Consider the following 24,497-nt stretch of genomic DNA (forward strand, 5'->3'; position numbering starts at 1 on the left):
CAACCGGCCGCGCTCCCTGACCGGCGGCGATGCGAATGATTCAATCGGTAACAGCGACCGAGGGCGATGTCCTCGCCAGGCGCTCGGCGGCGCGAGCCCGGCGATCGTGATCTCGCTCGGCGGCATCGTGGGCGCGGGCCTCGTCGAGGACAAGACCTTCGCGACCGTGCCGGTGAGCCTGATGCAACTCGGCATCGCCGCGGGCGTCATTCCGGCCGCCATGCTGATGCGCCGGCTCGGGCGGCGCGGCGGCTATCTCATCGGCGCCACGACGGGCGTCGTCGCCGCCAGCATCGCCGCCGCCGGCGCGGGTCTGCGCGTCTTCTGGCTGTTCTGCATCGGGACCTTCCTGTGCGGCGTCTATGGCGCCTTCGTGCAGAGCTACCGCTTCGCGGCCGCCGACACCGCGAGCGACGCCTTCAAGGCCAAGGCCATCTCCTGGGTGATGATCGGCGGACTGGCGGCGGCGGTCATCGGCCCGCAATCGGTCTACTGGACGCGCGACCTGACGCCGGACGCCCCTTTCGCGGCGAGCTTTCTCGCCCAGGGCGCATTCGCCTTCCTCGCCATCGGCGTCGTGCTGCTGTTGCGCGCGCCGCCTGTCGCGGCGGTCAAGTCCGGTGGCGGCCGGCCGCTGCCGGAGATCATGCGCCAGCCGAAATTCATCGCCTCGGTCGCGGCGGCGCTCGTCGCCTACGGGCTGATGAGCTTCGTCATGACGGCGGCCCCGCTCGCGATGGTCGGCTGCGGTCATTCGGTCGGCGATGCCGCGCTCGGCATCCAGTGGCATGTGCTGGCGATGTTCGGGCCGAGCTTCTTCACCGGCAAGCTGATCGCCCGCTACGGCAAGGAGACGATCACGGCCGTCGGTCTCGGCCTGACCGCGCTTGCCGCCGTCGTCGGCCTGAGCGGCATCAGCGTCGGTCATTTCTGGATCGCGCTCGTGCTGCTCGGTCTCGGCTGGAATTTCGGCTTCATCGGCGCGACCGCGCTGGTGACCGACTGCTACCGGCCGGAGGAACGCGTCAAGGTCCAGGCGGCGAACGACTTCCTCGTCTTCGGCTCGGTCGCGATCGCCTCGTTCTCGGCCGGCGGACTGCTCAATGCCGGCGGCTGGACCAGCGTCAACTGGCTGGTTTTTCCGCCTGTCGCCGTCGCTTTGACGCTGGTCGGCTGGCAGGCGCTGCGGAAGCGGGCGGCGGCGGTCTGATCCTCGCGGATCCGCCGGAATCGATAGGAGAGACAGATGCGGCCGCACCAGTTCACGGTTCCCGCCGGGCGTTTGCCGCCGGGCGCCATCGGCCATAACCGCGGCGTCGTCCGGCCGAATTACGCCTTCATGCCGCCAGAGGGCGTTCTGGTCAGCCGGCTGCCGCAATACGACAGGACCATCGCGCGCATCCTCGCCGCCCCGGTTCTGGGCGCGCGTTTCTCGCAGTTCGTGCTCGAGATCGAACCGGGCGGCGGTTCGCGCGGTGAGTTCTCCGAGGATGGCATCCAGCACTTCTTCTACGTGCTGTCGGGATCGGCGACGATCTCCGTGGCCGGCGCGTCGCCGACCGAGTTGGCGGAGGGCGGCTTCGTCTATGTTCCGCCCGGCATCCCGTTCACGCTTCTCAACGAGGTTCCCGGAAAACTTCGCGTCCTCGGCCTGCGCAAGCGCCACGAGGCGATCGATCTGGACGTGCCCGAGCCGATCGTCTCGCATCGCGACCAGGTGCCGGTGACCAATCATACCGGGCTGGAGGGACGCGGCTTCCAGTTCCTGCTGCCCCATGGCGACATGCGCTTCGACTTCGAGATGAACCTGATGTGGTTCAAGCCGGGCGCCTGTTTCCCCGATGTCGAGACCCATGTTATGGAGCACGGGCTCTACATGCTGGAAGGGCAGGGGCTCTATCTCCTCGGCGACGAGTGGCACGAGATCTGGGCCCAAGACTTCATCTGGATGGGCGGCTTCTGCCCGCAGCAGTTCTACCCGACCGGATTCTCGGACGCCGCCTACCTGCTCTACAAGAACGTCAATCGCGACGTGGCGCTGTAAGGTCGTTTTCAGGTTCTTTCCAGCGTGAAGACCCGCTTTAAGCCTCGCGAGGCTTCGCTGCTGCGATCGTTGCTCGATCCGGGCCATGGCCTCGTCATGACCTGCGACGCGTCCCGCGCGCATATCGTCAAGACCTGCCTCGATAGCCGCGACCTCACGATCGAGATAGTCCGACACCGCCTCGGCGACATGGAACGACCGGCTGCGCCGGGTCGCGGTGGCGAGTCGCTCAAGCCGCTTCTTGACCTCGGTCGGCAGCCTTATCGCTATCGTCGTGCTCGTCATCGTGCTCGTTCGCACGACATGATGATAAGCCTGTCCGGCTTCGCATGACATCTCATCCGAATTGTCAGTCGCGCCGTTTGCGATTTCGTCCGAAACTTGGCAGAAAGCCCGCCGACACTGGCGATCCGAAATCCGGAGCTGAGCCCCTCAGCCCCGTTTCTGCATCTTTGGCGTTCAAGAACCGATAAGGCGCGGCCGCCTGGCCGGCCGGGACGAAATCTCGAGGTCAGGAAACCGAATGTCCGCTTTGCTCATCATCATCCTCCTGAGCGCGCTGTCGATCGCCTACGGCGTCTGGGCCTATGCCGACGTCATGAAGCGCGACGCCGGCAACCAGCGCATGCAGGAAATCTCCGGCGCCGTCGCCGAGGGCGCGCAGGCCTATCTGAAGCGCCAGTACATCACCATCGCCATGGTTGGCGTCGTCCTTTTCGTCGCGCTCTTCTGGCTGCTCGGCAAATGGGTCGCGATCGGCTTCCTCATCGGCGCGGTGCTCTCGGGCGTCGCCGGCTTCATCGGCATGAACGTCTCGGTGCGCGCCAATGTCCGCACCGCCCAGGCCGCGATGCAGTCGCTCGGCGAGGGCCTCGACGTCGCCTTCAAGGCGGGTGCGGTCACCGGCATGCTGGTCGCCGGTCTCGCGCTGCTCGGCGTCGCCGTCTACTACGGCATCCTGACCTCGATGCTCGGCTTCACCCCGTCGAGCCGCGTCGTGATCGATTCGCTCGTCGCGCTGGGCTTCGGCGCCTCGCTGATCTCGATCTTCGCCCGTCTCGGCGGCGGCATCTTCACCAAGGGCGCCGACGTCGGCGCCGACCTCGTCGGCAAGGTCGAGGCCGGCATCCCCGAGGACGACCCGCGCAACCCCGCCACCATCGCCGACAATGTCGGCGACAATGTCGGCGACTGCGCCGGCATGGCCGCCGACCTGTTCGAGACCTATGCGGTGACGCTGGTCGCGACCATGGTTCTGGCCGCGATCTTCTTCGCCGGCCAGGCCAGCCTCGGCGCGATGATGCTCTATCCGATGGCGATCGGCGCGGCCTGCATCGTCACCTCGATCATCGGCACCTTCTTCGTCAAGCTCGGCGCCAACCAGTCGATCATGGGCGCGCTCTACAAGGGCTTCATCGCCGCCGGCGTGCTCTCGATCGGCGCGATCGCGGCGGTGAACTGGGTGATGTTCGGCGGCTTCTCGGCCTCCTTCACCACGACGCAGGGCGTGACCTTCACCTCGGGCGGGCTCTTCGCCTGCGCGCTCGTCGGCCTCGCGGTGACGCTGCTGATCGTCGTCATCACCGAATACTACACGGGCACGGGCAAGCGCCCGGTCGTCTCGATCGCCCAGGCCTCGGTCACCGGCCACGGCACCAACGTCATCCAGGGCCTCGCGGTCTCGCTGGAATCGACCGCGCTGCCGACGATCGTGATCATCGCCGGCATCATTGTCTCCTACGGCCTCGCCGGCCTGTTCGGCATCGCCATCGCCACCACCGCCATGCTGGCGCTGGCCGGCGTCGTCGTGGCGCTCGACGCCTTCGGCCCGGTCACCGACAACGCCGGCGGCATCGCCGAGATGGCCGGACTGCCCAAGGAGGTGCGTCACTCGACCGACGCGCTCGACGCGGTCGGGAACACCACCAAGGCGATCACCAAGGGCTATGCGATCGGCTCGGCCGGTCTCGGCGCGCTGGTGCTCTTCGCGGCCTACACCTCGGACCTCAACTTCTTCGTCGCCGAGGCCAACAAGGCGGGCTCGACCACCTTCCAGTACTTCAAGGGCGTGACGGTCGATTTCTCGCTGTCCAACCCCTATGTCGTCGTCGGCCTGCTGCTGGGCGGCCTGATCCCCTTCCTCTTCGCCGGCATGGGCATGACCGCGGTCGGCCGCGCCGCCGGTTCGGTCGTCGAGGAAGTGCGTCGCCAGTTCAAGCAGAAGCCCGGCATCATGGACGGCACCGAGCGGCCCGATTACGCCCGCGCCGTCGACCTGCTGACCAGGGCCGCGATCAAGGAGATGATCGTGCCCTCGCTCCTGCCCGTGCTCGCGCCGATCGTGACCTATTTCGCGATCAACGCCATCGCCGGCAAGAACCAGGCCTTCGCCGCCGTCGGCGCCATGCTGATGGGCGTCATCGTCACCGGCATCTTCGTCGCGATCTCGATGACCTCGGGCGGCGGCGCCTGGGACAACGCCAAGAAGTCCTTCGAGGACGGCTTCGTCGACAAGGACGGGGTGCGCCACCTGAAGGGCTCCGAGGCGCACAAGGCCTCGGTCACCGGCGACACCGTCGGCGACCCCTACAAGGACACGGCGGGTCCCGCCGTGAACCCGGCGATCAAGATCACCAACATCATCGCGTTGCTGCTGCTGGCGATCCTGGCCCATAGCTGAGCCGGTCGGCTCGAAACGACACGGCCCCGCGGAGCGATCCGCGGGGTTTTCCGTTCCAGGGCAACGGCTTGTCGCGGGATGCGGAATCGGGATCGGATGCGGTTGAATCGATCTGCGAGGCTACGGCCGGGACCGTGGAAAAGCTCGCCGAGCGGTTCCTGCATCCCCGCGTCCCCTCGGCCAAGATTTCGGGGCACCGGGATCGCTGCGGGATCAAGCTGCGCAGCGTCGGCTATCGGCTCGTCCACGAGGTTTGGGACGCACGCCTGCTCGTGCTCGTCGCGGAGCGGTCCACAGGGCCGCGAACGAGCGCTGACGAGCCGGCCGGATCGTCAGCCCCGCCAGGAGACGCGGCTCATCCTCCGAACGGGTTGAACTTCGTCACGCCCCTGAACAGGTTGCGCAGGAAGCTCTGCTCCTCGCCGCCGGTCGCCGTGGTGCGGCTGATGAAGTCGAAGATCACGCCGTCCTGAAGGCCGTAATTGGCGATGCGCTCGACCTTGAAGGCCTTGTTGAAATAGACGACCAGCACCTTCTGGTCGACGACGCTGAGCTCCTGGAACTGGAAGCGCCGGCTGACCGTCTGGCTGATATAATAGAAGGTCCGGTTGCCGACGGTCGAGGTCGTCGACGGCGTGCCCAGCGTCGACAGCACGGCCTGCACGTCCATGCCGGGCCGGATTTGCGCGATCAGCGCATCGTCCATGACGAAACCGCGGGTATATTCCTCGTTCATGCCAGCCGAGGTCGGCAGCCTGAAACCGCTGGCGTCCGGGCCACAGCCCGCAAGTGTCATCGAGGAGGTCGCGAGCAGGCCCAGCAGGGCGGCACGGCGGGTGAGGACGATCATGCGCACGCGATCCGAAAAGCCGGCGCGGCCCTGGGGCGTGACCCCATGCCGCTTGTCAAACAGGTGAGGCTTGGCGTAACGCCCGAGAATGGCTTTGGCAAGGCGACGGCGCGGCACGGGGGCGGACAGCTGATGTTCGGCCTGTTCCGCAAGCGGGAAGAACGGCTCGCGCCGGTCAACGGGCTGTTCGCGCGCGTGGCCGAGGCGTCGCGCCGGCCCGCGCTCTATCTCGAGGGCGGCGTGCCGGACACGTTCGAGGGCCGCTTCGATTCGCTGTCGCTGCACGCCTTCCTGATCCTGCGCCGCCTGCGCGGGTTGCCGCCGCCGGCCGCCGACCTGGCGCAGGACTTCGTCGACGCCTGCTTCGCCTATCTCGAACTCGGTCTTCGCAACGGCGGCGTCAGCGATGTCGCCGTCCCCAAGCGCATGAAGAAGATCGCCCAGAGCTTCTATGGCCGCGTCAAGGCCTATGAGACGGCGATGGCGGCCGGCGATCGCGATGCCCTGATCGCGGCTTTGGCCCGCAATCTCGGCGCGGGCGAGGGCGCCGTGCTGCTCGCCGCCTATGTCAGGCGCAGCGCGGCGGCTCTGGCCGGGCTCGATCTCGATGCGCTGCTGGCCGAGCCCGCGCCGTTCCCGTCCGTCTCCGCCGGAGCGGCTGCCGATGAGCGCTGATCCTTCCGGCGCGCTGCCCTTCAGCCATCCGGTCCGCGTCGAGACCATCCGTCGGCGCGGCGCGACGATCGCCGTCCCGGTCGGGGCGGCCGCTCTGGCGCGGGTCGCCGCCGCGCTCGATATCGCCTCGCTGGAGGCGTTGGAGGGCCGCTTCACCCTGACCCGCGACGGCGAGCGCGTGCGCCTCGAAGGCGCCCTCGAGGCGGCGCTGCGCCAGACCTGCATCGTCACGCTCGAACCTTTCGCCGTGAAGCTGTCGGTTCCGGTCAGGCTCGATTTCCTGCCCGAGGCGGAACTGACGGCCTTGGCCGCGCCGGTCGATTCCAGGGGCGACGACGGCAAGATCGATATCGAGGTCGATCTCAACGAGGACGATCCGCCCGAGCCGATCGTCGACGGCGTCATCGATCTCGGCGTCGTGATGCTCGAATTCCTCGCTTTGTCGCTCGATCCCTATCCGCGCAAGCCCGGCGCCGCCTTCGAGGCTCCGGAGCCGGACGTGCTGCTGCAATCGCCCTTCGCCGCGCTCGCCAGGTTGAAGCGGGACGAATGAGAGGCGCGATCGCGCTCTCCGGCGCTTGCGGCTGCGGTGCAAGTCGCTATTGTCCCGGCCGCATCGCGCCCGCTTCTGCCGGCCGCCACCGGGACTGACCAGCACCTCATGACACGACCGGTTACAATCGCGCTCGATGCGATGGGCGGAGACCACGGCCCGTCCGTGGTGATCCCCGGCGCCGCGCTGACGCTCGAACGGCGGCCGGACGCCCGCTTCGTGATCTTCGGCGACGAGGCGCAGTGCCTGCCGCTGCTCGACGCGCATCCCAAGCTCAACGCCGCGTCGACGTTCCACCACACCGAGGTCTCGGTGAAGATGGACGACAAGCCGAGCCAGGCCTTGCGCTATGGCCGCTACAAGTCCTCGATGTGGCGCGCCATCGACGCGACCAAGACCGGCGAGGCCGACGTCACGGTCTCGGCCGGCAACACCGGCGCGCTGATGGCGATGTCGAAGTTCTGCCTGAAGTCGATGCCGCAGGTCGACCGCCCGGCGATCGCGGCGCTCTGGCCGACGGTGCGCGGCGAGAGCGTCGTGCTCGATGTCGGCGCGACGATCGGCGCGGACGCCCGTCATCTCGTCGATCTCGCCATCATGGGCGCGGCCATGGCCCGCGTCGTCTTCGATCTCGACCGGCCGACGGTCGGGCTGCTCAATGTCGGCGTCGAGGAGATCAAGGGCGTCGAGGCGGTCAAGGAAGCCGGCCGCATTCTGCGCGAGAGCGACCTGCCGCACATGGAGTATCGCGGCTTCGTCGAGGGCGACGATCTCGGCAAGGGCACGGTGGACGTCGTCGTGACAGAGGGCTTCACCGGCAACATCGCGCTCAAGACGGCCGAGGGTACCGCTCGCCAGATCAGTTCCTATCTCAAGGCGGCGATGGACCGTTCGCTGATGGCCAGGATCGGCTACGTCTTCGCGCGCGGCGCCTTCGCGGCGCTGAAGGACAAGATGGACCCGCGCAAGGTCAATGGCGGCGTCTTCCTCGGCCTCGAGGGCATCGTCATCAAGAGCCATGGCGGCGCCGACGCGACCGGCTTCGCCAGCGCGACCGAGCTCGGCTACGAGATGGCCCGCGACGATCTGATGGCGAAGTTGCGCGAGATGGCGACCATTGCGCATCCGGAGGCGCAGGCGAAGCCTGCGTCCGCCGCGCAGTAAGGAAGGCCCGACGTGTCGACATTGCGCTCCGTTGTCCGCGGCTGCGGATCCTATCTGCCGCAGCGGATCGTCACCAACGCCGAACTGGCGCAGCGCGTCGACACGACCGACGAGTGGATCGTCCAGCGCACCGGCATCCGCCAGCGCCATGTCGCGGCCGCCGACGAGCCGACTTCGGTGCTCGGGCTGAAAGCGGCGCAGGCGGCCCTGGCCGATGCCGGCCTCGACGCCTCCGGGATCGACCTGATCATCGTCGCGACCGCGACGCCCGACCACACCTTTCCCGCCACCGCGACGCAGATCCAGGCGGCGCTCGGCATCCAGGGCGGAGCCGCCTTCGACCTTCAGGCGGTCTGCTCCGGCTTCGTCTTCGGTCTCGCCACGGCCGACAAGTTCCTGAGCACGGGCGCGGCGCGGGCGGCCCTCGTCATCGGCGCCGAGACCTTTTCCCGCATCCTCGACTGGGAGGACCGCACCACCTGCGTCCTGTTCGGCGACGGGGCAGGGGCCGTGGTGATGGTCGCCGAGCCCGGCGAGGGCACGCTGGCCGATCGCGGCGTGCTGACCACGCATATCCGCTCCGACGGTCGTCACGGGAACAAGCTCTATGTCGATGGCGGCGCGGGCTCGACCAGTACGGTCGGCTTCCTGCGCATGGAGGGCAAGGAGGTCTTCCGCCACGCCGTCGTCAATCTCGCCGAGACCGTCCGCCACACCTTCGAGGTCACTGGCTTGAGCGGCGCCGACATCGACTGGTTCGTGCCCCACCAGGCCAACCGCCGCATCATCGACGCCACGGCCGACAAGCTCGGCATCGGCCATGAGCGCGTCGTCGTCACCGTCGACCGGCATGGCAACACCTCCGCGGCCTCGATCCCGCTGGCGCTCGCCGAGGCGCATGCCGACGGCCGGATCAAGCCGGGTCAGCTCGTGCTGATCGAGGCGATGGGCGGCGGCTTCACCTGGGGGTCGGCGCTGATCCGATGGTGAGCGCCGGCGACGAGACTGCTCTGATTTATGACAGTTTCGTCTGGTTTTTCGGCCTTTTTATCAAAGCCGTCGCCACAATGGCGGCGGAACGGATTGACCGGCGTGGCGCGGACGCATAGCGTCCGGCGTCCGTAATGGCGAAGGCTCGGTGGCCAGTCCGCCGGTCGATAACGCCTTGGAGGATATGAATGGCGGGGCAAACGGTCACTCGCGCGGATCTGTGCGAGGCTGTCTATCAGAAGATCGGTCTGTCGCGGACGGAGTCGTCCAAGCTCGTCGAGGCGGTGCTCGACGAAATCTGCGATGCGGTCGCGCGTGGCGAGAACGTCAAGCTGTCGTCGTTCGGATCCTTCGTCGTGCGAGACAAGGGCGAGCGAATCGGGCGTAATCCCAAGACGGGCATAGAGGTGCCGATCGAGCCGCGTCGCGTGATGGTGTTCAAGCCGTCCAACGTGATGAAGGCCCGCATCAACGGCGAGGTCGGCGAGGACGAAGACGCGTGACTCTGGAGTTCCCTGACGGCGACCAAGAGGCCGAATTGGACAACAAGAGCCCAGATGCCTTCCGGACCATCAGCGAGGTCGCGGAGGACCTCGACATTCCTCAACATGTCCTGCGTTTCTGGGAAACGCGCTTCAACCAGATCAAGCCGCTGAAGCGCGGCGGCGGCCGGCGCTACTACCGCCCGGACGACGTCGCCCTGCTGAAGGGCATCCGCCGGCTGCTTTACGGCGAGGGCTATACCATCAAGGGGCTGCAGCGCATCCTCAGGGAGCAGGGGCCGCGCCATGTCCAGGCGATCGGCCGCGGCGGTCCGGTGGGTCCGCGCCCGGCCGACCAGGAGCAGAAACCCGCCGCTCCGGCCGCCATGGCCGTGCCGGCGCCGTCCGGCGCCCAGCCTGCCGCCATGCCGCCGCCGCGCCCGCGGCCCGCCACTGAGGGACCGGACCACCTGACCGTGCTCTCCGTCATCCTCGTCGAACTCGGCGAATGCCGGCGCATCCTGCAGGGCGCGATGCAGCCGCGGGTCACCGAGGCCGTCTGAACGGCGCAAGGCGCCATCCGCCGAAGGAGTGGCCGCCATGGCCTGGATCTGGCTCGCCGTCGCCGGCGTCTTCGAGGTCGGCTGGGCGATCGGCCTGAAATACACGCAAGGCTTCACCAGGCTCGTGCCGACGCTGCTGACGCTGGCCAGCATGGCGGTCAGCCTCGGCCTGCTCGGTTTGGCCCTGAAGAGCCTGCCCGTCGGCACGGCCTATGCGATCTGGACCGGAATCGGCACGATCGGCACCGCGATCCTCGGCATCGTCCTGCTCGGCGAGCCGGCCGGCGCGCTGCGGCTCGCCTGCATCGGCCTGATCGTCGCCGGCATCGTCGGCCTCAAGCTGGTTTCGTGAGACGTTTAGCGGCGGAAGGCGTCGGGCCAGCTGCCGCTTCGCTCCAGCAGCACGATCACGACGATCACGGCCAGCGTGACGGCGAGCGTCAGCAGCTTCGCGTTCCACGGCGTGCCGCGGCCGATCAGCCAGATCAGCGTCAGGCCGATCAGAAGGGGGACGACGAATTCCATCGGGCCCTGTCTAGCCGATCGCGGCGGGCCGTGAAACCCGGCATCGCGAGCCTTGCGCCTCAGGCCGTCGCGGCGACCTTCCTCCTCGTCGCTTTCGCCTTGGGTTCGGGCGGCGGCTCGGCGGCCTGCTTGGCGAGCCTGAGCGCCCGCAGCGCCTCGATCTTCTTGCGGGCGGCCGCCTCCTCGGCGGCTATCCGTCCGCTCGACTTCTGCTTCTCGCGCGGAGCTTCCTGGACGCTGTGGACATCGTGCCAGCCGCGTGGACCGTGGTGATCGCCTGCCATGATACTCTCCCGAACTCTGCAACCCGGCGTCAAAACTGCGCCCGGGCCGCGCCGGAAGCAAGCCTAATCCCCAAAGCTCGGGAAGACGAGCGCTCGCGGTCGGATGCGCGGCGCGGCGTGGCCTGCATCTGCGCGATTCATCCCGGCGACCGGCCTTTCTTCACGGTCTGGTAGGCAGGAGTCCGGTAGAACGGCTTCGGGGGCTCACGGGCGGCGGCGTTGGCCGCCTTGTTCTGCATTCGGGCGGTTTCATGGAGTCCATGCGGCGGCATTGCCGCCTCGATCAATTTCGCATGGCGCTGTTCCTTGCGCTATGCGCGGGCGTGGCCGCCATGCCTGCCTCCGTCGCCGCCGGGCTCGGCTTGCCGGCCGGAGTCGCGGATTCGCTTCGGTTCGCCTGCTGGGTGCTTGCGGCTGGCGCCGCGTTCTTGGTTCTGTGGCGCTGCGAGCGCCGCTCTCGCGCCCATGTCCGCCTGCTGGAGGCAAGTCTGGCGGAAGCCATGGCGAAGCAGCGGGCATCCGAGTCGGAGCCGGTTCCGGGGCTGCCGCGAACGCGCGACGAGACTGCCGACGCCATGTCGCGGCGCTTCCGTCTCGCCGCGATCAGCGAAAGCGTCGCGGCCGGATCAGCCACGTTGCGGGCCTCGGCGACCGAGCTGACCTGCGCCGCGGCCGAAACCCGCAACGGCTTGAGCGCGTTCACCGAGGACTCGCGGCGCTCGGAATTGGTGGCGGGCAATGTCGCCATGGCGCAGGAACGCATGCTCGCCGCCGGCGCCGATTTGGAAGCGCGCCTGCGTTCCACCTTTGACATGGTGGTCAAGGCGGATGAGATCGCCCGCGACACTTCGGGCCTGGTCGGGCAGCTCGACGCCGGCGCTTCGCGCATCGGCGAAGTCGTCTCTTTGATCCAGTCGATCGCGGGACAGACCAATCTCCTCGCTCTTAACGCGACGATCGAGGCTGCGCGCGCCGGCGAGGCGGGCAGGGGCTTTGCTGTCGTCGCCGCCGAGGTCAAGGCGCTGGCGCGGAAGAGCGGCCAGGCCGCGCTCGAGATCGCCCGGCACGTCAGCGCCATTCAGGACACTTCGTTCCGCTCGGCCGAAGCAATCCGCCTGATTTCCGACCGCGTGGGCGCGGCCGAAATCAATGCCTGCGAGATGTCGACGGCGCTCGACGTTCAGGCCAGGGCGGTTGGGCAGGTCGCCGCGCTCGCGACGCAGGCGCTACGGCATGCGGGCGAGAGCTCGCGCGGCATGTCCCATGTCGAGATTCAAGCCGGTGCGTCGGAGCGGATCGCCGCTGTCCTCGACCTTACGGCCCGGGCAATCGCGGAAGCCAGCCTCGATCTGGAGCGCGAAGTGGCGGACGCGACCAGGGCCGCCTGAGCGGGTCCGGTCAGCCGTCGTTGGAGGAGTTGAGTTCGTCCGGCGTCAGCCCGTCATCGCCGCCGATGCCGGCCGCCTGGCGCAGGGCCTCGTTGATCCTGTCCTGCCAGCCGGGCCCGGCGTTCTGGAAATGCGCCAGCGCCTCGCTGTCGATCCGCAGTGTCACCATTTCGCGCGCTCCGGGCACGACCGGGCGCGGCGCCGGCGCGGCCGCCGCCGCCTTGGGGGCGGCCGGCTTGAAGAGCGCCTCGGCCTTGTCGCGGGCGCTGTCCGGCCGGCGGGTGCGATCGACGCTCATGGCAGACCCTTTGCCGCCGTCGCGAAACCGCGCGTCGCGGCGTCGCCGGCTGCTCGTGCGATGTGAAAAATGGTCGGAGCGAGAGGATTCGAACCTCCGACCCCTTGTCCCCCAGACAAGTGCGCTAACCGGGCTGCGCTACGCTCCGACGGCTCGGCTTATAGAGTCGGGTGCAGGCAGATGCAATGCGGTTTCGGCCCCTTGCCGAGCCGGGGCGGACAGCCCCGAAGCGGCACAAGGCGGCCAGCCCGCCGTTAACTCTTACTTAAGGCTGTGATTGCGCGGAAAGCCGGTTTTCCGCATCGTCGCCTTGGGACGGGGGTCATCGAGGCGGAGAAGACCATGTCGATGGCGACTGCCGCGGCCGGGCGGCGCGAGCCGGCCATCCTGTCCCCCGCGCGGCCGTCCGGCTCGCTCGAGAGCTTTTTCCGCGCGCTCGCGCCGGACTGGCATTCGCAATGGGCCTGGGACCATTACGAGCCGACGATCCTCGGCCTCGCCCATCAGTTCGGCCTGCGCCGCGTCTGCGAGATCGGAGGCGGCCGCGACCCGCTGTTCTCGGCCGGGGACGCCGCCCGCAACGGCATCGCGCTGACCGTCAACGACATCGACGCCGGCGAACTCGCCCTGACCCCGCCGGGCCTCGCGACCGCGCGCTTCGACATCGCCGGTGACCTGTCGGAGCCCGATATCGCGCGCGGCGGCTACGACCTGATGGTCTCGCGCATGGTCTTCGAGCATGTCCATGACGTCGAGCGGGCCTGGACGAACATCCATGCCCTGCTTGCGCCGGGCGGGGTCGCGCTCGCCTTCTTCCCGACCTTGTGGGCGCCGGTCTTCGCGCTCAACCACATCCTGCCGGAAAAAGCCTCGCGCGCCATCGTGCACGCGCTGTTCCCGGCCCGGCGCGACGATGGCGGCGATCCGAAGTTCCCGGCCTTCTACGACCAGTGTCGCGGCAGCCGCGCCACGCTCGAGCCGATGCTGCGCCGCGCCGGCTTCGGCGACATCCATGTCCAGCGCTTCTGGGGCCATGGCTATTTCGAGCGCATGCCGGGACTGAAGCAGGCCGACCACGCCTTCAATGCGTTGGCGGCGAAGATCGGCTGGGATCTGGTGACGACCTACGCCTATGTCGTGGTCCGCAAGGAAAAGGCCTGATCAGGGCTGAGGGGCGGACCCCGGCCTTGCCGAATCCTTCAGCGCCGCCAGCCCCCAGACCAGGCCGAGCATCAGGTAGAAATGCCGCCAATGGTCGGTGTCGATCTGCAGCCCCTGCAGGATCGTCACGAACAGCACCGACCAGAGCACGATCGCGTGGTTCTGCGTCGGCGTGCGCCGGAACACCAGCCGCCAGCCGGCGAAGCAGGTCGCCGCCGTCAGCCCGAGCCAGGCGAAGCCGCCGAGCCAGCCATAGGAGGCGAAGGCGTTGATGTAGACGTTGTGCGGGTCTTCCGGAAAGGTGAAGCGGAAGCGCAGCGGCCCGAAGCCGTTCGGCAGGTCGAGCAGCATCGGGATCGAGCGCAGCTGGTTGCCGAAGCGGCCGGTGACGCCCTGGTCGTAGCTCTGGTCGAGCGTGGCGCGGACCTCGAAGATGTTTCGGATGTTCTCGAAGGAGAGCGCGACCAGCAGCGCGGCGGCGAGCACGCCGAAGGCGAGCAGGGTCAAAAAGACGATGCGCGCGCGCCGCGAGGCGCTGGGCGAGGTCAGGAAGGTCAGCGCGATCATCAGCAGCGTCGCCGCCGCCAGATTGCCCCAGGCGCCGCGCGAGAAGGTCAGGAACAGCGCCGCCAGCGGCAGGCTCATGATGGCGAAGCCGCGCAGGAGTCCGGTCCGCCCGGTCAGGATGTGCTGCAGCGCGTAGACGATCGGCAGCACCAGGAAGGGGCCGAGCACGTTCGGATCCTTGAAGGTGCCGGACGCGCGGCCGTAGAGCGCCAGCGCCGAGCCCAGCCCCGCCACGTCGAAATAGCCGAGCAGGCCGGCAAGGCTCGCGCACCAGGCGGCGAAGAGATAGCCCTTGCGCAGGGTCTCCAGCCGGCCGAACGCGTCGTCGGCCATGATCGCGGCGAGGAAGATCGCGGTGATCATCAGATAGACCGAGACGGCGGTGAACCGCACCGAGGGCGGCTCGTCCATCCATGGGATCAGCGAGGCCGCGCCGCCGAGATTGTAGACGAGCAGCAGCAGCGCCATCGGGATCAGCTTCTGCGAGAAGCGGATGCCGGTCAGCGCGAAGACGAGCAGCGTGAGCAGGAAGACGAGCTCGTAGGGCGAGGGCTCGATCAGCGCGAAGCCGCTGGAGGCCGCCAGCAGCCAGAGCGCGCCGCGCTTGATCGCGGCATGGGATATCGTCAGGCCGCGCGGGCGGCCAGGCTCTACGCCGGCGCGGTCGGCGAGCGCGCTCAATAGGCGTTCTCGGTCTTGGTCATCAGCGAGAGCGGCGTCTTGATCAGGATGTAGATGTCGAGCAGCACCGACCAGTTCTCGATGTAATAGAGGTCGTGCTCGACGCGGCGCTGGATCTTGTCCTCGGTGTCGGTCTCGCCGCGCCAGCCATTGACCTGGGCCCAGCCGGTGATGCCGGGCTTGACCTTGTGGCGGGCGAAATAGCCGTCGACGACCTGCTCATAGGCGCGGTTCGAGGCCGTGGCGTGGACGGCGTGCGGGCGCGGGCCGACCAGCGAGAGATCGCCCTTCAGGATCACGTTGAAGAGCTGCGGCAACTCGTCGATCGAAGTCTTTCGGATGAAGCGGCCGACGCGGGTGACGCGCGGATCGCCCTTGGTGACCTGCTTGACGGCGGTGAAATCGCTCATCTCGTGATAGAGCGAGCGGAACTTGAACACCTCGATCAGCTCGTTGTTGAAGCCGTAGCGCTTCTGCCGGAACAGCACCGGCCCCTTCGAATCGAGCCTGATCGCGATCGCGGTCGCGATCATCAGCGGCGACAGCGCGACCAGCGCCAGCATGCCGACGACCTTGTCGAACAGGAACTTGACGACGATGTCCCAGTCGGCGATCGGCCGGTCGAACACGTCGAGCACCGGAACCGCGCCGATATAGGAATAGGAGCGCGGTCGGAAACGCAGCTTCGACATATGGGCCGAGAGGCGGATGTCGATCGGCAGCACCCAGAGCTTGCGCAGCATCGTCAGCAGCCGCGCCTCGGCCGAGATCGGCAGCGTGAAGATCACGAGGTCGAGCTTGGTGCGGCGCGCGAACTCGACGAGATCGTCGATCGTGCCGAGCTTGGGATAGCCGGCGACGAGATCGGGCGAGCGGTCGTCGTTGCGGTCGTCGAACACGCCGCAGACGCGAAGGCCCGTGTCGCGCTGCATTTCCAGCGCGCGGATCAGCGCCTCGCCGGCCTCCCCGCCGCCGACGATGGCGGTGCGGCGTTCCAGCCGGCCCATGCGGGTGAGGTGGCGCACGCCGAGCGTGACGCAGAGCCGCTCGAACAGCAGCGCGCTCAGGCCGCCGGCATAGAGGCCGGCGAGCCAGACGCGCGAGACCTGGTCGCCGATCTTCAGGAAGAAGAAGGCTGCGAGCGCGATCAGGAACAACGTCGTCCAGCCGGCCGTCAGCCTGACCGCCATGGTGATGAAATGGCGCAGCGCGCCGATATGGTAGAGCTGCAGCGCCTGGAACGTGCCGAGCGCGCCGACCGCCAGAAGCGGGATCGTGATCTGGTAGGGCGTCGAACTGTCGACATTGCCCGCGACGTAGAACCAGTAGACCAGCCCGCCGACGCCGGCCACGGCCAGCACGTCGAACAGCCGCACGAAGCCCTCGATCATCACCGGCGAGAGCGTCTGCTTGACCGGCATTGCGGCGATGCGCTCGGCCAGGGGATGGAAGACGCGGGTCGCGCGCGCCGGATCGGGGCCCGACAGATCGGCGGCGGCGGCCGAGGCCGCGTCGGCCTTGATCAGATCGCGAACATCGAAGGCGCCCATGACGCTACATCCCTGGTCGGACCGACAGGGCGATGTCTGCCGATCTTGACCAAGCGCTACCGCACAATGCTCACGGAAGGCTTAACCGGACGCGGCGTTGTCTCGTCGAATTCGCGCGGGCGCGGCGTCGAAAGGTCGAGGCGGGAGCGCCGGGGCGGCTCGTCGCGGCATTGAAAAGTCAGCGCGGAAAAGTCGGTTTTCGCTCGGCCCGACAAGGAATTAAATCAGTTTAGAGATAGCCGTTTTCTTCGCGGGCTCTTGCTTGCGCGGCCTCTTGAAGTCCTTTCGAGTTGACAGAAAGAAACGCGACGGGTATATATTTCCGCGATGAGTGTCTGAAAAGCACATTTTTGAGCGACGAATGTCAGTGGCTTTGCCCGCTGTCTCATTCTTGCCGTGCGGATTTTGCGGTATTTTCCGCGAAAGATTTTGACCCGGAACTCGTCTCTTAAACTCGAACTTTTGCTTGGCTGCCTGGCGTCGCCCCCGCGACGCCGGGCGCCGGCTTCGCCCGTGTGCAACATGTCCTTCCATTGGTTGATCCTGCTCGCGGCCATCGCCGTCGAGATCGTCGCGACGGCCGCGCTGAAGTCGTTCGTCTCGGCGCCGCTGCTTGTCGCCGCTTTACCGCTCGTCCTGATCGGCCTGTCCTTCGCTTTGCTCAGCGTCGCGCTGCGGGCGATCCCGCTCGCGGTCGCCTATGCGGTTTGGGAAGGGCTCGGCGTCGTCGGCATCGCCGCCGCGGGCCACTGGTTCTTCGGCGAGCATCTGACGCCGGGACGCATCGTGGCGCTCGCCGCCATCGTCGTCGGCATCGTGCTGCTGGAGCGTGGCGTGAGCGAAGAGACCGGGAGCGAGGGGAGGCCGGCATGATCGCCCTGCTCTGGCTCGCGCTCGCCGTCGTGCTCGAAGTCGGCGGGACCTGGCTGCTCAAGCTCTCGGACGGGATGAGGCGCAGGTGGCGCGGCGCGTTCGGCGTCGCCCTCGTCATCGGCGCCTTCGCCGCGCTGGCCCAGGCGATCCGCGGCATGGACCTTTCGGTCGCCTATGCGGTCTGGGGCGGAGCCGGGCTGGTGATCACCGCGATCGTCGGCGCGCTCGCCTTCGGCCAGCGCATTCGCCCGGCCGGCTGGGCCGGGATGGCGCTCGTCATCGCCGGCGTCGCGGCGCTGAAGATTCTCTAGGCGGGGCGTTCAGACGCCGCGCGCCGTCATCGCGTCGCGATAGGCCGAGAGCACGCCGTCGATCATCGCGTCGAGCGCGAAGTTCTGGCGGACATGCTTTGCGAGATCGACCGCCTGTGCCTCGCGCTCGGCCTCCGGCGTCGCCAGCGTGGCGCGGATCGCATCGGCCAGAACGACCGGGTCGTTCGGCGCTATCAGCCTGTCGCGATGGGCCGGACCGTAGATCTCCTTGATGCCGCCGACATCGGTCGAGATCAGCGGCTGGGCCGCCGCCGCCGCTTCCAGGATGACATAGGGCAGCGATTCCGCCCGCGACGGGATCACCATGATCCGCGCCTGCGACAGCGCCTTGCGGATCGGTCCCGGCGGCTCGAAGACGCATTGCCCGGCGACGCCCTTCTGCACGGTCATGCGGCGCAGCTCCGCCTCGTCCGGTCCGGAGCCGACGATCAGCATGCGCGGCGTCAGCGCGTCGCGCGTCTTCAGCAGGCTGAGCGCCTCGATCAGCGTGTCGACGCCCTTGGCCGAGCGCAACTCGCCGAGATAGACGAGGTCGTGGCCGGCGTGCCCGTGGTCGATCGGCTCGAATTCCGCCTCCGAGATGCCGTTCAGCACGATCCGATGGTCGGTGAACGGCATATGCCCGATATGGACCTCGAAGCGCCCGGCGATGAAGGCGCTCTCGAACAGGAACATGTCGGTGGCGCGTTCGAGCAGGCGCTCGACCGCCATGTAGACCTTATGCTCGGTCCCGCCCGGCTTGTAGTTGAAGCTGCCGCCATGGGGCGTATAGGCCGTGACGTAGCGTCGCTTCGGCGCCAGCAGCGCCGGCAGCCTGGCATAGACGCCGCCCTTGGAGCCATGGGCGTGGACGATGTCCGGCGCGAGCCTTGCGCGCACCGAGGCCGCGCTGAACTGCGCCCTTGCGTCGGTGAGGCTCGGATAGCGCGACATCGGGACCCGCGTGACGCCGAGCGCGAGCCCGGACGCGAGCTCGGCGAAGACCTGGTCGGCGCGGGCGCCGCCCGTGGTCGAATCGCAGAAGATGCCGACATCGTGCCCGCGCGCGACCTGACCGCGCGCCAGGTCCAGCACGTGCCTGAACAGCCCGCCGAGCGGCGCCCGGAAGACATGCAGGATGCGCAACCGCTTCGGATCGGCACCGTCGGTCATCGCGATCTCCCGGCGGGACTCGAGGCAGGCGCGCTCAGAACCAGCGTTCCTTGATGACGATGGTGTCGCCCGGCTGCACGGCATAGGTGATCGGCACGGAGGCCGTGATCAGTTGGCCGTCGACCTGGCGCGTGACCTCGGCCCAGGCGCGCTGGCCGCGCGGGGTGAAGCCGCCGGCGATCGCGACCGCGGTCTGCACGGTCATGCCGTTGACATAGGGGAACTGCCCCGAATTCGTGACCTCGCCCAGCACGAAGAAGGGGCGGTAGGTGTCGACCTCGACCGAGACCTTTGGCTCGCGCAGGAATCCGGCGCGCAGCTTGCCCTCGATCGCCCGTTCGAGCTGCTGCGTGGTGCGCCCCTGCGCGTCGACCGTGTCGACCAGCGGCATCGAGATCCGGCCCGCGCCGTCGACGGCATAGATGTTCGAGAGGTTGTCCTGGCCGAAAACGATGATCCGGAGCCTGTCGCCGCTGGCGAGGCGGTAGGGCCCTTGCGTCTCGGCGATGGCGTATTCGGACGCGACATAGCGCGGCGCGCAGGCGCCCGCCGCCAGGGCGGCGGCCAGTGCGAGAGAGGCGAGATGTCGACTCATCACATGCGTACCCATGTCCAAACCCAGCAAAGGGTTAGGCCGACGTGGTTAACAAAGCGTGACGTGGCCGCGACGTCTCTGCTTTTGCGGGCGGCGGGGCGGGGAAGCGTTCTTCCGCGACATTAACCGGCCACTAACCTTAATGAGGTTTGCTTGACCCTGCGTCCCTCGCCAAGGGGCGACAGTTCTGCGTGGATGGATGGGTCATGACCGCTCACACCGATAGCCAGATGCGGGACGCCGGCGAGAACCGGGGCGACATGCTCGATCTCGCGGCGCTCTGGGCCGCGATCAAGCGGCGCAAGGCCTGGATCATCGGCCCTACGCTGGCGGCGCTCGGCCTCTCCTTCGTCGCGGTCAACCTGATGCCGGCGCGCTACACCGGCGAGGCCCGAATCCTGCTGGAGAATCGCGACAGCTTCTATACGCGCCCCGGTCAGAACGGCGGCGGTGGCGAGGGAGCCGGCCAGCAGTTCGACAGCGAGGCGGTGCAGAGCCAGGTCCAGGTCATCATGTCGCGCGATCTGGCGCGCGAGGCGATCAAGCGCATCGGCCTCGTCGGCAACGGCGAATTCGATTCGGGCGCCGGCGCGCTGAACGCGCTGAAGAAGATCGGCGTCCTGATCGGGCTGGGCGCCCATCCGGCCGACCGCTCGCCCGAGGAGCGCGTGCTGGAGAAATACTACGACCGGCTGCTGGTCTTCCCGGTCGGCAAGTCGCGCATCGTCTCGGTCGAGTTCACCTCGCAGGACCCGGCGCTCGCCGCCAAGGGCGCCAACATCATCGCCACGACCTATCTCGAGACTCAGGAGGCCGCCAAGCAGGACACCGCCCGCAGCGCCTCGTCCTGGCTCTCGACCACGATCGAGCCGCTGCGCAAGCGCCTCGCCGAGGCCGAGGCGCGGGTCGAGGAGTTCCGCTCGCGCAACGGCCTGCTGGTCGGCGCGAACAACACCACCATCACCTCGCAGCAGCTCGCCGATCTCTCGGCGCAGCTCTCCGACGCGCGCCGGCAGCAGGCCGAGGCGCAGGCCAAGGCCGGACTGATCCGCGATGCGATCAGGCAGGGCCGCACCTTCGAGATCCCCGACGTCGCCAACAACGAGCTCGTCCGCCGCCTGATCGAACAGCGCGTCAACCTGCGCGCCCAGATCGCGCTCGAATCGCGCAACCTGCTGTCCGAGCATCCGCGCATCAAGGAGCTCAACGCCCAGCTCGCCGATCTCGAAGGCCAGCTCCGGGGCGCGGCCGAGCGCGCCGTGCGGACGCTGGAGAACGAGGCCAGGATCGCCAGCCAGCGCATCGAGAGCTTCACCGCCGCGCTCGACGGCCAGAAGAAGAACGTCTCCAGCGCGAACGACAGCGAGGTCCAGCTCCGCGCCCTCGAGCGCGAGGCCAAGACCCTGCGCGACCAGCTCGAGCAGTACATGCTGCGCTATCGCGAGGCCGTCGCCCGCGACGCCGTCAATGCGACGCCGGCCGACGCCCGCGTGATCTCGCGCGCGATCGAGCCGACCGAACCCTCTTTCCCCAAGAAGATCCCGACCATGATCGTCGCGACGCTCGCGACCTTCCTCGTCGCGCTCGCCACCGTCGTCTCGCGCGAATTGCTGAACGGCCAGGCCGGCCAGCCCGCCGATACCCGGCGCCGCGCTCCGGGCTGGGTCGGCGCGGGAGCGGACGCGCCGCGCACCGATCCGCGCCGCGAGCGCGTCGCCGGCCTGCTCACCCATGCCGGCCGCCTCGGCCAACTGAGGCTCGATCCCGAGCGGCCGGAGCAGACGCTGGTCGAGCTCGCCGCCCGCGTCGACGAGCCGGCGCGCGGCATGGCGCCGCTGCTCCTGGTGCTGGACGGCGGCGGCGTCGGCGCGACCACGGCGCGCGATCTCGCCGAGCACCTCTCGCGCCGCTGCCGCTGCATCATCGTCGATCTCGTCGCCGACCGCGACCGCCGCGAGCCCGGCTTCTCGGAGCTGCTCGCCGGCGAGGCGATGTTCTCCGACATCATCATGCGCGAGCCGGGTTCGCGTCTGCACCGCATCGGCTCCGGTCATGCCGGCCGCGACGCGGTGCTGGCCGCGCCCGACCTCGTCGAGGTCGCGCTCGACGCGCTCTGCGAGACCTATGACTGGGTGCTCGTCGCCGCCGCCTCGAACGACGACGGCGCCGTGCTCGCGCCGCTCGCCGCGCGCGCGCAGGGCGGGCTCGTCATGGCAGGCACGGCCAGCAACGGCCACGCGGTCGAGACGGCCTATCGCCTGTCGGACCTCACCAAGGCGCCGGTCTCGCTGGTGCTGGACCAGCCGGAGGGCGGGCAGCGCCTGCCCTTCGAGGCGCGCGAGCGCGACGCGGCGACGCTCTGAGGGCTACTCCTCGGCGGCGCGGCCGCGGCCGCGCGCCCTGTCCATGAGCCCCGAGGCCCGGCGGGTCAGCTTCAGCAGCCGCGGCTGGGTCTTGATCCAGCGCTTGGCCGAGCGCTTGGCGCTGGCGACGCCGGCGAAGGCGCGGCCCTTCAGCGTGACCGGCACGAAGGTATCGACCAGCTCGTCGCGCGCGTCGCAGATCGTCGTCTTGTAGCGCGCCTCGCCGACGCCGAGATCGAAGACCGCGATGCCGGCATGGCATTGCAGCTTGATCAGCTCGACGAGCAGGATCTCGCCGGGGCTGGTCCTGGCGACCTCGCTCTCCATATCGAACGACGTCGCCATCCCCGAGAAGCGCTGCCCCTGCACCGCCCCGACATAGGTCGCGACGGACCGGCCGGCGAGATCGAGCGAATAGAGCTGCAGCGCGGGCCTGTCGCCGCTGGCGGCGCGTTTCAGGAAGGCGCGCATGCCCGGATCGGCGAAGGGATCGGCGATGCCCATGGCGGCGAAGCGCATCGCCTTCTGCGCCAGGAACGCCGCGACGACGCGATCGATCTCGTCCGCGCTCGTCGCCCGCACGACCTGCGAGGGGCCGAAGGTCGTGAAGCGGTTTCGCTTGTTCTTGAGCTTCTTATGGGCGTGGCTGCTCATCGCCCGGCGCAGCGTGCCGTCGCAATCGCCGGCGGCCAGCGCGAGCTTGTGGGCCCCGCTCGGGCTCGGGCCCGCCGCCAGCAGCGCCATCGGATTGGCGAGGCCCCGCCACTCGACCGGCTGGTTGACGAAGACGAAGGCGTCGAGCCCGCCGATCGCGCCCGCGATCTCCGCCAGTATCGCGTGGGTCGCCTCCGCATCGAGACTCGCGGCGAACTCCGGCGCATAGACGCCCATGTGATAGTTGGCGTGCTTGCCGCCGATGAACTCGGCGAAGCGGATGCCGTTGCGCCGCGTGATCGCCAGCGGCAGGATCGCCACGGCCTGACCGCGTCCGTCGCGGAGCACGACATGGCGAAAGTCCATGCCTTGGTCCTTGCCGACCGTCGCGACGAAGGCCGCGACCCAGCTCAGCGCCTGATAGGGCGTCAGCAGCGCCGTCGCCTCGAGGCCGCGCCAGTCCTCCGCGATCGCGCCGATCTCGCGCTCGACCGTGATGCTTGCGAAGCCGCGCGCGGCCGCGCTTTGGCGCTGGGCCAAAGAGAAGGCCACGGGGCGTTCGGCGAGGGCTGACACGTGCGGTCGATCCGATGGGTGCATTGAATACGCCTTCTCCTTAACCCCGCATTGTGAACAGACCGGGCAGGATCGCGGCGTCGAAGCCAGGCTTCGGCGAACAGCGTTAGCAAGCGGTTGCCGCGGACGGAAAGATGAGCCTGCGCCACGAAGCCTTCTCTGCTGCCTTCAGGGCGATCGCGCTCACCGGCGCCGATCGCTGGGGCAGGAGATTCGCGCAGGGCATGGGCGTGATCCTGACGCTGCACCATGTCCGCCCCGCGCGCGCCGATCCCTTCCAGCCCAACGGCCTGCTCGAGATCACGCCCGGTTTTCTCGATGCGACGCTGCGGCTGATCCGCGCCGAGGGCCATGACATCGTCTCGCTCGACGAGGCGGTGACGCGGCTGACGGCGTTCAAGCCCGGACGCTTCTTCGTCGCGCTGACCTTCGACGACGGCTACCGCGACAATGTCGAGCATGCCTGGCCGGTGCTGGCGAGGCATGAGGCGCCCTGGACGCTGTTCGTGACGCCGGGCTTCGCCGACCGCACCGCCCGGCTCTGGTGGCTTGAGCTGGAGGAGGCGATCCGGGCGCTGCCGCGTTTTTCGGTCGAGCTGCCGACGGGCGGCTTCTCGGCCCGGACGGAGGCGCCGGCGGAAAAACAGCTCGCCTTCGAGCAGCTCTACTGGCGTCTGCGGAAAGAGCCGGAAGCGATTCTGCTGTCGGTGATTTCCGACCTCGCGCGGCAGGCGGGGATCGACGCGGAAGCGCTGGTCGAGCGCGAATGCCTGCCCTGGGAGACGCTGCGGGCGCTGTCGGGCGCGCCTGGCGTCACCATCGGCGCGCATACGCTGAGCCACCCCATGCTGGCAAAACACCCGCCCGGGATCGCCCGCGCCGAGATCGCCGGGAGCAAGGCGCGGCTGGAAGCCGAACTCGGCTTGCCCGTCCGCCATTTCGCCTATCCGGTCGGCGATCCGACCTCGGCCGGCCCGCGCGAATTCGCACTCGCGGAGGAGGCCGGCTTCGCGAGCTCCGTCACGACGCGGCCCGGCCATCTCCACGAGCCGCATGCCCGCCATCTCCAGGCCCTGCCCCGCGTCTCGCTCAATGGCTACCACCAGAGCGAGGAGGCGGTGCGGGCGCTGCTGTCGGGGCTGCCGTTCCTGTTGTGGAACAAGGGGCGAAAGGTGAATGTGGGTTAGGTGGAGACCTAACCTCCATCCTTCCGCTCCATCCACCTGATCAGCGGCAGCAGCGGCAGCACCCAGGCCAGTCCCAGCGCGATATAGGCGATGGCCTGCACCAGCTTCGGCGCCTCGGTGATGCGGCCCTGCGCCAGCGCCATCGCGACCAGCGCGTAGACGCAGACGAAGACGAGGATCGCGACCGTCCCGATCAGCTTGCGGCGGCTCTGGGTCATCGCGTCGTCTCGCCGCAAGGGAGGCCGGCTGCGGCAATGCGGGCGTTGTCGGGTGTTTTCATGGCGTCTATCTGTCACCGCGACGACCGTTT

Annotated in this window: 27 protein-coding genes and 1 tRNA gene; 17 read left to right on the top strand and 11 right to left on the bottom strand. The window is 68.5% G+C overall.

The annotated features are described in order from the left end of the window. Positions 1–106: 106 nt before the first annotated feature. The 4 genes from AC1RRW_RS09530 (at position 107) to AC1RRW_RS09545 (ending at position 4,724) form a co-directional block, all read left to right on the top strand. Complete coding sequence (locus AC1RRW_RS09530; protein WP_492900477.1) at positions 107–1,210, top strand: MFS transporter; 1,104 nt, start codon at positions 107–109, stop codon at positions 1,208–1,210. A 36-nt stretch (positions 1,211–1,246) separates the two neighbouring features. After that, positions 1,247–2,044 carry a (S)-ureidoglycine aminohydrolase gene (gene allE, locus AC1RRW_RS09535; protein WP_492900478.1) on the top strand — a complete coding sequence of 266 codons (798 nt, stop codon included), beginning with the start codon at positions 1,247–1,249 and terminating at the stop codon, positions 2,042–2,044. 24 nt (positions 2,045–2,068) lie between these two features. Beyond that, the gene (locus tag AC1RRW_RS09540; RefSeq protein ID WP_492900480.1) at positions 2,069–2,377 is read left to right on the top strand and encodes a hypothetical protein; all 309 of its coding nucleotides are present in this window, start codon (positions 2,069–2,071) and stop codon (positions 2,375–2,377) included. A gap of 190 nt (positions 2,378–2,567) precedes the next feature. Next, the gene (locus AC1RRW_RS09545; protein ID WP_492900481.1) at positions 2,568–4,724 is read left to right on the top strand and encodes a sodium-translocating pyrophosphatase; all 2,157 of its coding nucleotides are present in this window, start codon (positions 2,568–2,570) and stop codon (positions 4,722–4,724) included. Between the two features lie 355 nt (positions 4,725–5,079). On the opposite strand, the gene AC1RRW_RS09550 is transcribed toward AC1RRW_RS09545, so the two are convergent. Next, positions 5,080–5,574 (bottom strand): outer membrane protein assembly factor BamE, encoded by a 495-nt coding sequence (locus AC1RRW_RS09550; RefSeq protein ID WP_492900482.1) that lies wholly within the window; start codon positions 5,572–5,574, stop codon positions 5,080–5,082. Between the two features lie 129 nt (positions 5,575–5,703). Between AC1RRW_RS09550 and AC1RRW_RS09555 the strand changes: the two genes are divergently transcribed. The 7 genes from AC1RRW_RS09555 to sugE all read left to right on the top strand — a co-directional run bounded on the left by AC1RRW_RS09555 (position 5,704) and on the right by sugE (position 10,353). After that, positions 5,704–6,249 carry a ubiquinol-cytochrome C chaperone family protein gene (locus tag AC1RRW_RS09555; RefSeq protein ID WP_492900633.1) on the top strand — a complete coding sequence of 182 codons (546 nt, stop codon included), beginning with the start codon at positions 5,704–5,706 and terminating at the stop codon, positions 6,247–6,249. Then, positions 6,239–6,802, top strand: a complete 564-nt coding sequence (locus tag AC1RRW_RS09560) for a YceD family protein (RefSeq protein WP_492900483.1) — start codon at positions 6,239–6,241, stop codon at positions 6,800–6,802. The genes AC1RRW_RS09555 and AC1RRW_RS09560 overlap by 11 nt, the downstream gene beginning before the upstream one ends. Positions 6,803–6,910: 108 nt before the next feature. Beyond that, positions 6,911–7,966, top strand: coding sequence for a phosphate acyltransferase PlsX (gene plsX / locus AC1RRW_RS09565; protein WP_492900484.1), 1,056 nt, complete (start codon positions 6,911–6,913; stop codon positions 7,964–7,966). 12 nt (positions 7,967–7,978) lie between these two features. Next, positions 7,979–8,956 (top strand): beta-ketoacyl-ACP synthase III, encoded by a 978-nt coding sequence (locus tag AC1RRW_RS09570; protein ID WP_492900486.1) that lies wholly within the window; start codon positions 7,979–7,981, stop codon positions 8,954–8,956. 188 nt (positions 8,957–9,144) lie between these two features. Beyond that, complete coding sequence (locus tag AC1RRW_RS09575) at positions 9,145–9,459, top strand: integration host factor subunit alpha (RefSeq protein ID WP_492900487.1); 315 nt, start codon at positions 9,145–9,147, stop codon at positions 9,457–9,459. After that, on the top strand, positions 9,456–10,001 hold the full coding sequence (locus tag AC1RRW_RS09580) for a MerR family transcriptional regulator (RefSeq protein ID WP_492900488.1): 546 nt from the start codon (positions 9,456–9,458) through the stop codon (positions 9,999–10,001). The genes AC1RRW_RS09575 and AC1RRW_RS09580 overlap by 4 nt, the downstream gene beginning before the upstream one ends. Before the next feature lie 37 nt (positions 10,002–10,038). After that, the gene (gene sugE / locus AC1RRW_RS09585; RefSeq protein WP_492900489.1) at positions 10,039–10,353 is read left to right on the top strand and encodes a quaternary ammonium compound efflux SMR transporter SugE; all 315 of its coding nucleotides are present in this window, start codon (positions 10,039–10,041) and stop codon (positions 10,351–10,353) included. A 5-nt stretch (positions 10,354–10,358) separates the two neighbouring features. Here the strand turns inward: sugE and AC1RRW_RS09590 are convergent, their stop codons facing one another. Then, positions 10,359–10,526, bottom strand: a complete 168-nt coding sequence (locus tag AC1RRW_RS09590; RefSeq protein WP_492900490.1) for a hypothetical protein — start codon at positions 10,524–10,526, stop codon at positions 10,359–10,361. A gap of 59 nt (positions 10,527–10,585) precedes the next feature. After that, positions 10,586–10,810, bottom strand: coding sequence for a hypothetical protein (locus tag AC1RRW_RS09595; RefSeq protein WP_492900491.1), 225 nt, complete (start codon positions 10,808–10,810; stop codon positions 10,586–10,588). 293 nt (positions 10,811–11,103) lie between these two features. Here AC1RRW_RS09595 and AC1RRW_RS09600 point away from each other — a divergent pair, with 293 nt between their 5' ends. Further along, complete coding sequence (locus tag AC1RRW_RS09600; RefSeq protein ID WP_492900493.1) at positions 11,104–12,198, top strand: methyl-accepting chemotaxis protein; 1,095 nt, start codon at positions 11,104–11,106, stop codon at positions 12,196–12,198. 10 nt (positions 12,199–12,208) lie between these two features. Here the strand turns inward: AC1RRW_RS09600 and AC1RRW_RS09605 are convergent, their stop codons facing one another. Next, entirely contained in the window at positions 12,209–12,496 is a 288-nt protein-coding gene (locus AC1RRW_RS09605) for a BrnA antitoxin family protein (protein WP_492900494.1), read from the bottom strand. 70 nt (positions 12,497–12,566) lie between these two features. Continuing rightward, a tRNA-Pro gene (locus tag AC1RRW_RS09610) sits at positions 12,567–12,644 on the bottom strand. A gap of 194 nt (positions 12,645–12,838) precedes the next feature. Here AC1RRW_RS09610 and AC1RRW_RS09615 point away from each other — a divergent pair. Next, on the top strand, positions 12,839–13,657 hold the full coding sequence (locus AC1RRW_RS09615; protein ID WP_492900495.1) for a class I SAM-dependent methyltransferase: 819 nt from the start codon (positions 12,839–12,841) through the stop codon (positions 13,655–13,657). Here the strand turns inward: AC1RRW_RS09615 and AC1RRW_RS09620 are convergent, their stop codons facing one another. After that, positions 13,658–14,905 carry an O-antigen ligase family protein gene (locus tag AC1RRW_RS09620; protein ID WP_492900496.1) on the bottom strand — a complete coding sequence of 416 codons (1,248 nt, stop codon included), beginning with the start codon at positions 14,903–14,905 and terminating at the stop codon, positions 13,658–13,660. Further along, positions 14,902–16,455: an undecaprenyl-phosphate glucose phosphotransferase gene (locus AC1RRW_RS09625; protein WP_492900497.1), complete on the bottom strand. Its 1,554-nt coding sequence runs from the start codon at positions 16,453–16,455 to the stop codon at positions 14,902–14,904. Before AC1RRW_RS09625 ends, AC1RRW_RS09620 begins: the two co-directional genes overlap by 4 nt. Before the next feature lie 522 nt (positions 16,456–16,977). Between AC1RRW_RS09625 and AC1RRW_RS09630 the strand changes: the two genes are divergently transcribed. Together AC1RRW_RS09630 and AC1RRW_RS09635 are read left to right on the top strand one after the other, a co-directional pair. After that, a complete protein-coding gene (locus tag AC1RRW_RS09630) occupies positions 16,978–17,328 on the top strand; it encodes a DMT family transporter (RefSeq protein ID WP_492900498.1) in 351 nt (116 codons plus the stop codon). Then, complete coding sequence (locus AC1RRW_RS09635; RefSeq protein ID WP_492900499.1) at positions 17,325–17,639, top strand: SMR family transporter; 315 nt, start codon at positions 17,325–17,327, stop codon at positions 17,637–17,639. Before AC1RRW_RS09630 ends, AC1RRW_RS09635 begins: the two co-directional genes overlap by 4 nt. Before the next feature lie 9 nt (positions 17,640–17,648). On the opposite strand, the gene AC1RRW_RS09640 is transcribed toward AC1RRW_RS09635, so the two are convergent. Both AC1RRW_RS09640 and AC1RRW_RS09645 read right to left on the bottom strand, forming a co-directional pair. Beyond that, positions 17,649–18,812, bottom strand: a complete 1,164-nt coding sequence (locus tag AC1RRW_RS09640; RefSeq protein ID WP_492900500.1) for a glycosyltransferase family 4 protein — start codon at positions 18,810–18,812, stop codon at positions 17,649–17,651. A 34-nt stretch (positions 18,813–18,846) separates the two neighbouring features. Then, entirely contained in the window at positions 18,847–19,407 is a 561-nt protein-coding gene (locus AC1RRW_RS09645; protein WP_492900502.1) for a polysaccharide biosynthesis/export family protein, read from the bottom strand. A 206-nt stretch (positions 19,408–19,613) separates the two neighbouring features. Here AC1RRW_RS09645 and AC1RRW_RS09650 point away from each other — a divergent pair, with 206 nt between their 5' ends. Continuing rightward, positions 19,614–21,770: a GumC family protein gene (locus tag AC1RRW_RS09650; RefSeq protein WP_492900503.1), complete on the top strand. Its 2,157-nt coding sequence runs from the start codon at positions 19,614–19,616 to the stop codon at positions 21,768–21,770. Between the two features lie 3 nt (positions 21,771–21,773). On the opposite strand, the gene AC1RRW_RS09655 is transcribed toward AC1RRW_RS09650, so the two are convergent. After that, positions 21,774–22,976 (bottom strand): GNAT family N-acetyltransferase, encoded by a 1,203-nt coding sequence (locus tag AC1RRW_RS09655; RefSeq protein WP_492900504.1) that lies wholly within the window; start codon positions 22,974–22,976, stop codon positions 21,774–21,776. Positions 22,977–23,134: 158 nt separating this feature from the next. On the opposite strand from AC1RRW_RS09655, the gene AC1RRW_RS09660 reads away from it, so the two are divergent. Continuing rightward, entirely contained in the window at positions 23,135–24,187 is a 1,053-nt protein-coding gene (locus AC1RRW_RS09660; RefSeq protein ID WP_492900505.1) for a polysaccharide deacetylase family protein, read from the top strand. Positions 24,188–24,195: 8 nt separating this feature from the next. Here the strand turns inward: AC1RRW_RS09660 and AC1RRW_RS09665 are convergent, their stop codons facing one another. After that, complete coding sequence (locus AC1RRW_RS09665; RefSeq protein WP_492900506.1) at positions 24,196–24,405, bottom strand: DUF2842 domain-containing protein; 210 nt, start codon at positions 24,403–24,405, stop codon at positions 24,196–24,198. Positions 24,406–24,497 lie beyond the last annotated feature (92 nt).

The organism is Allobosea sp. GW821-FHT12C12 (genome assembly GCF_058807355.1).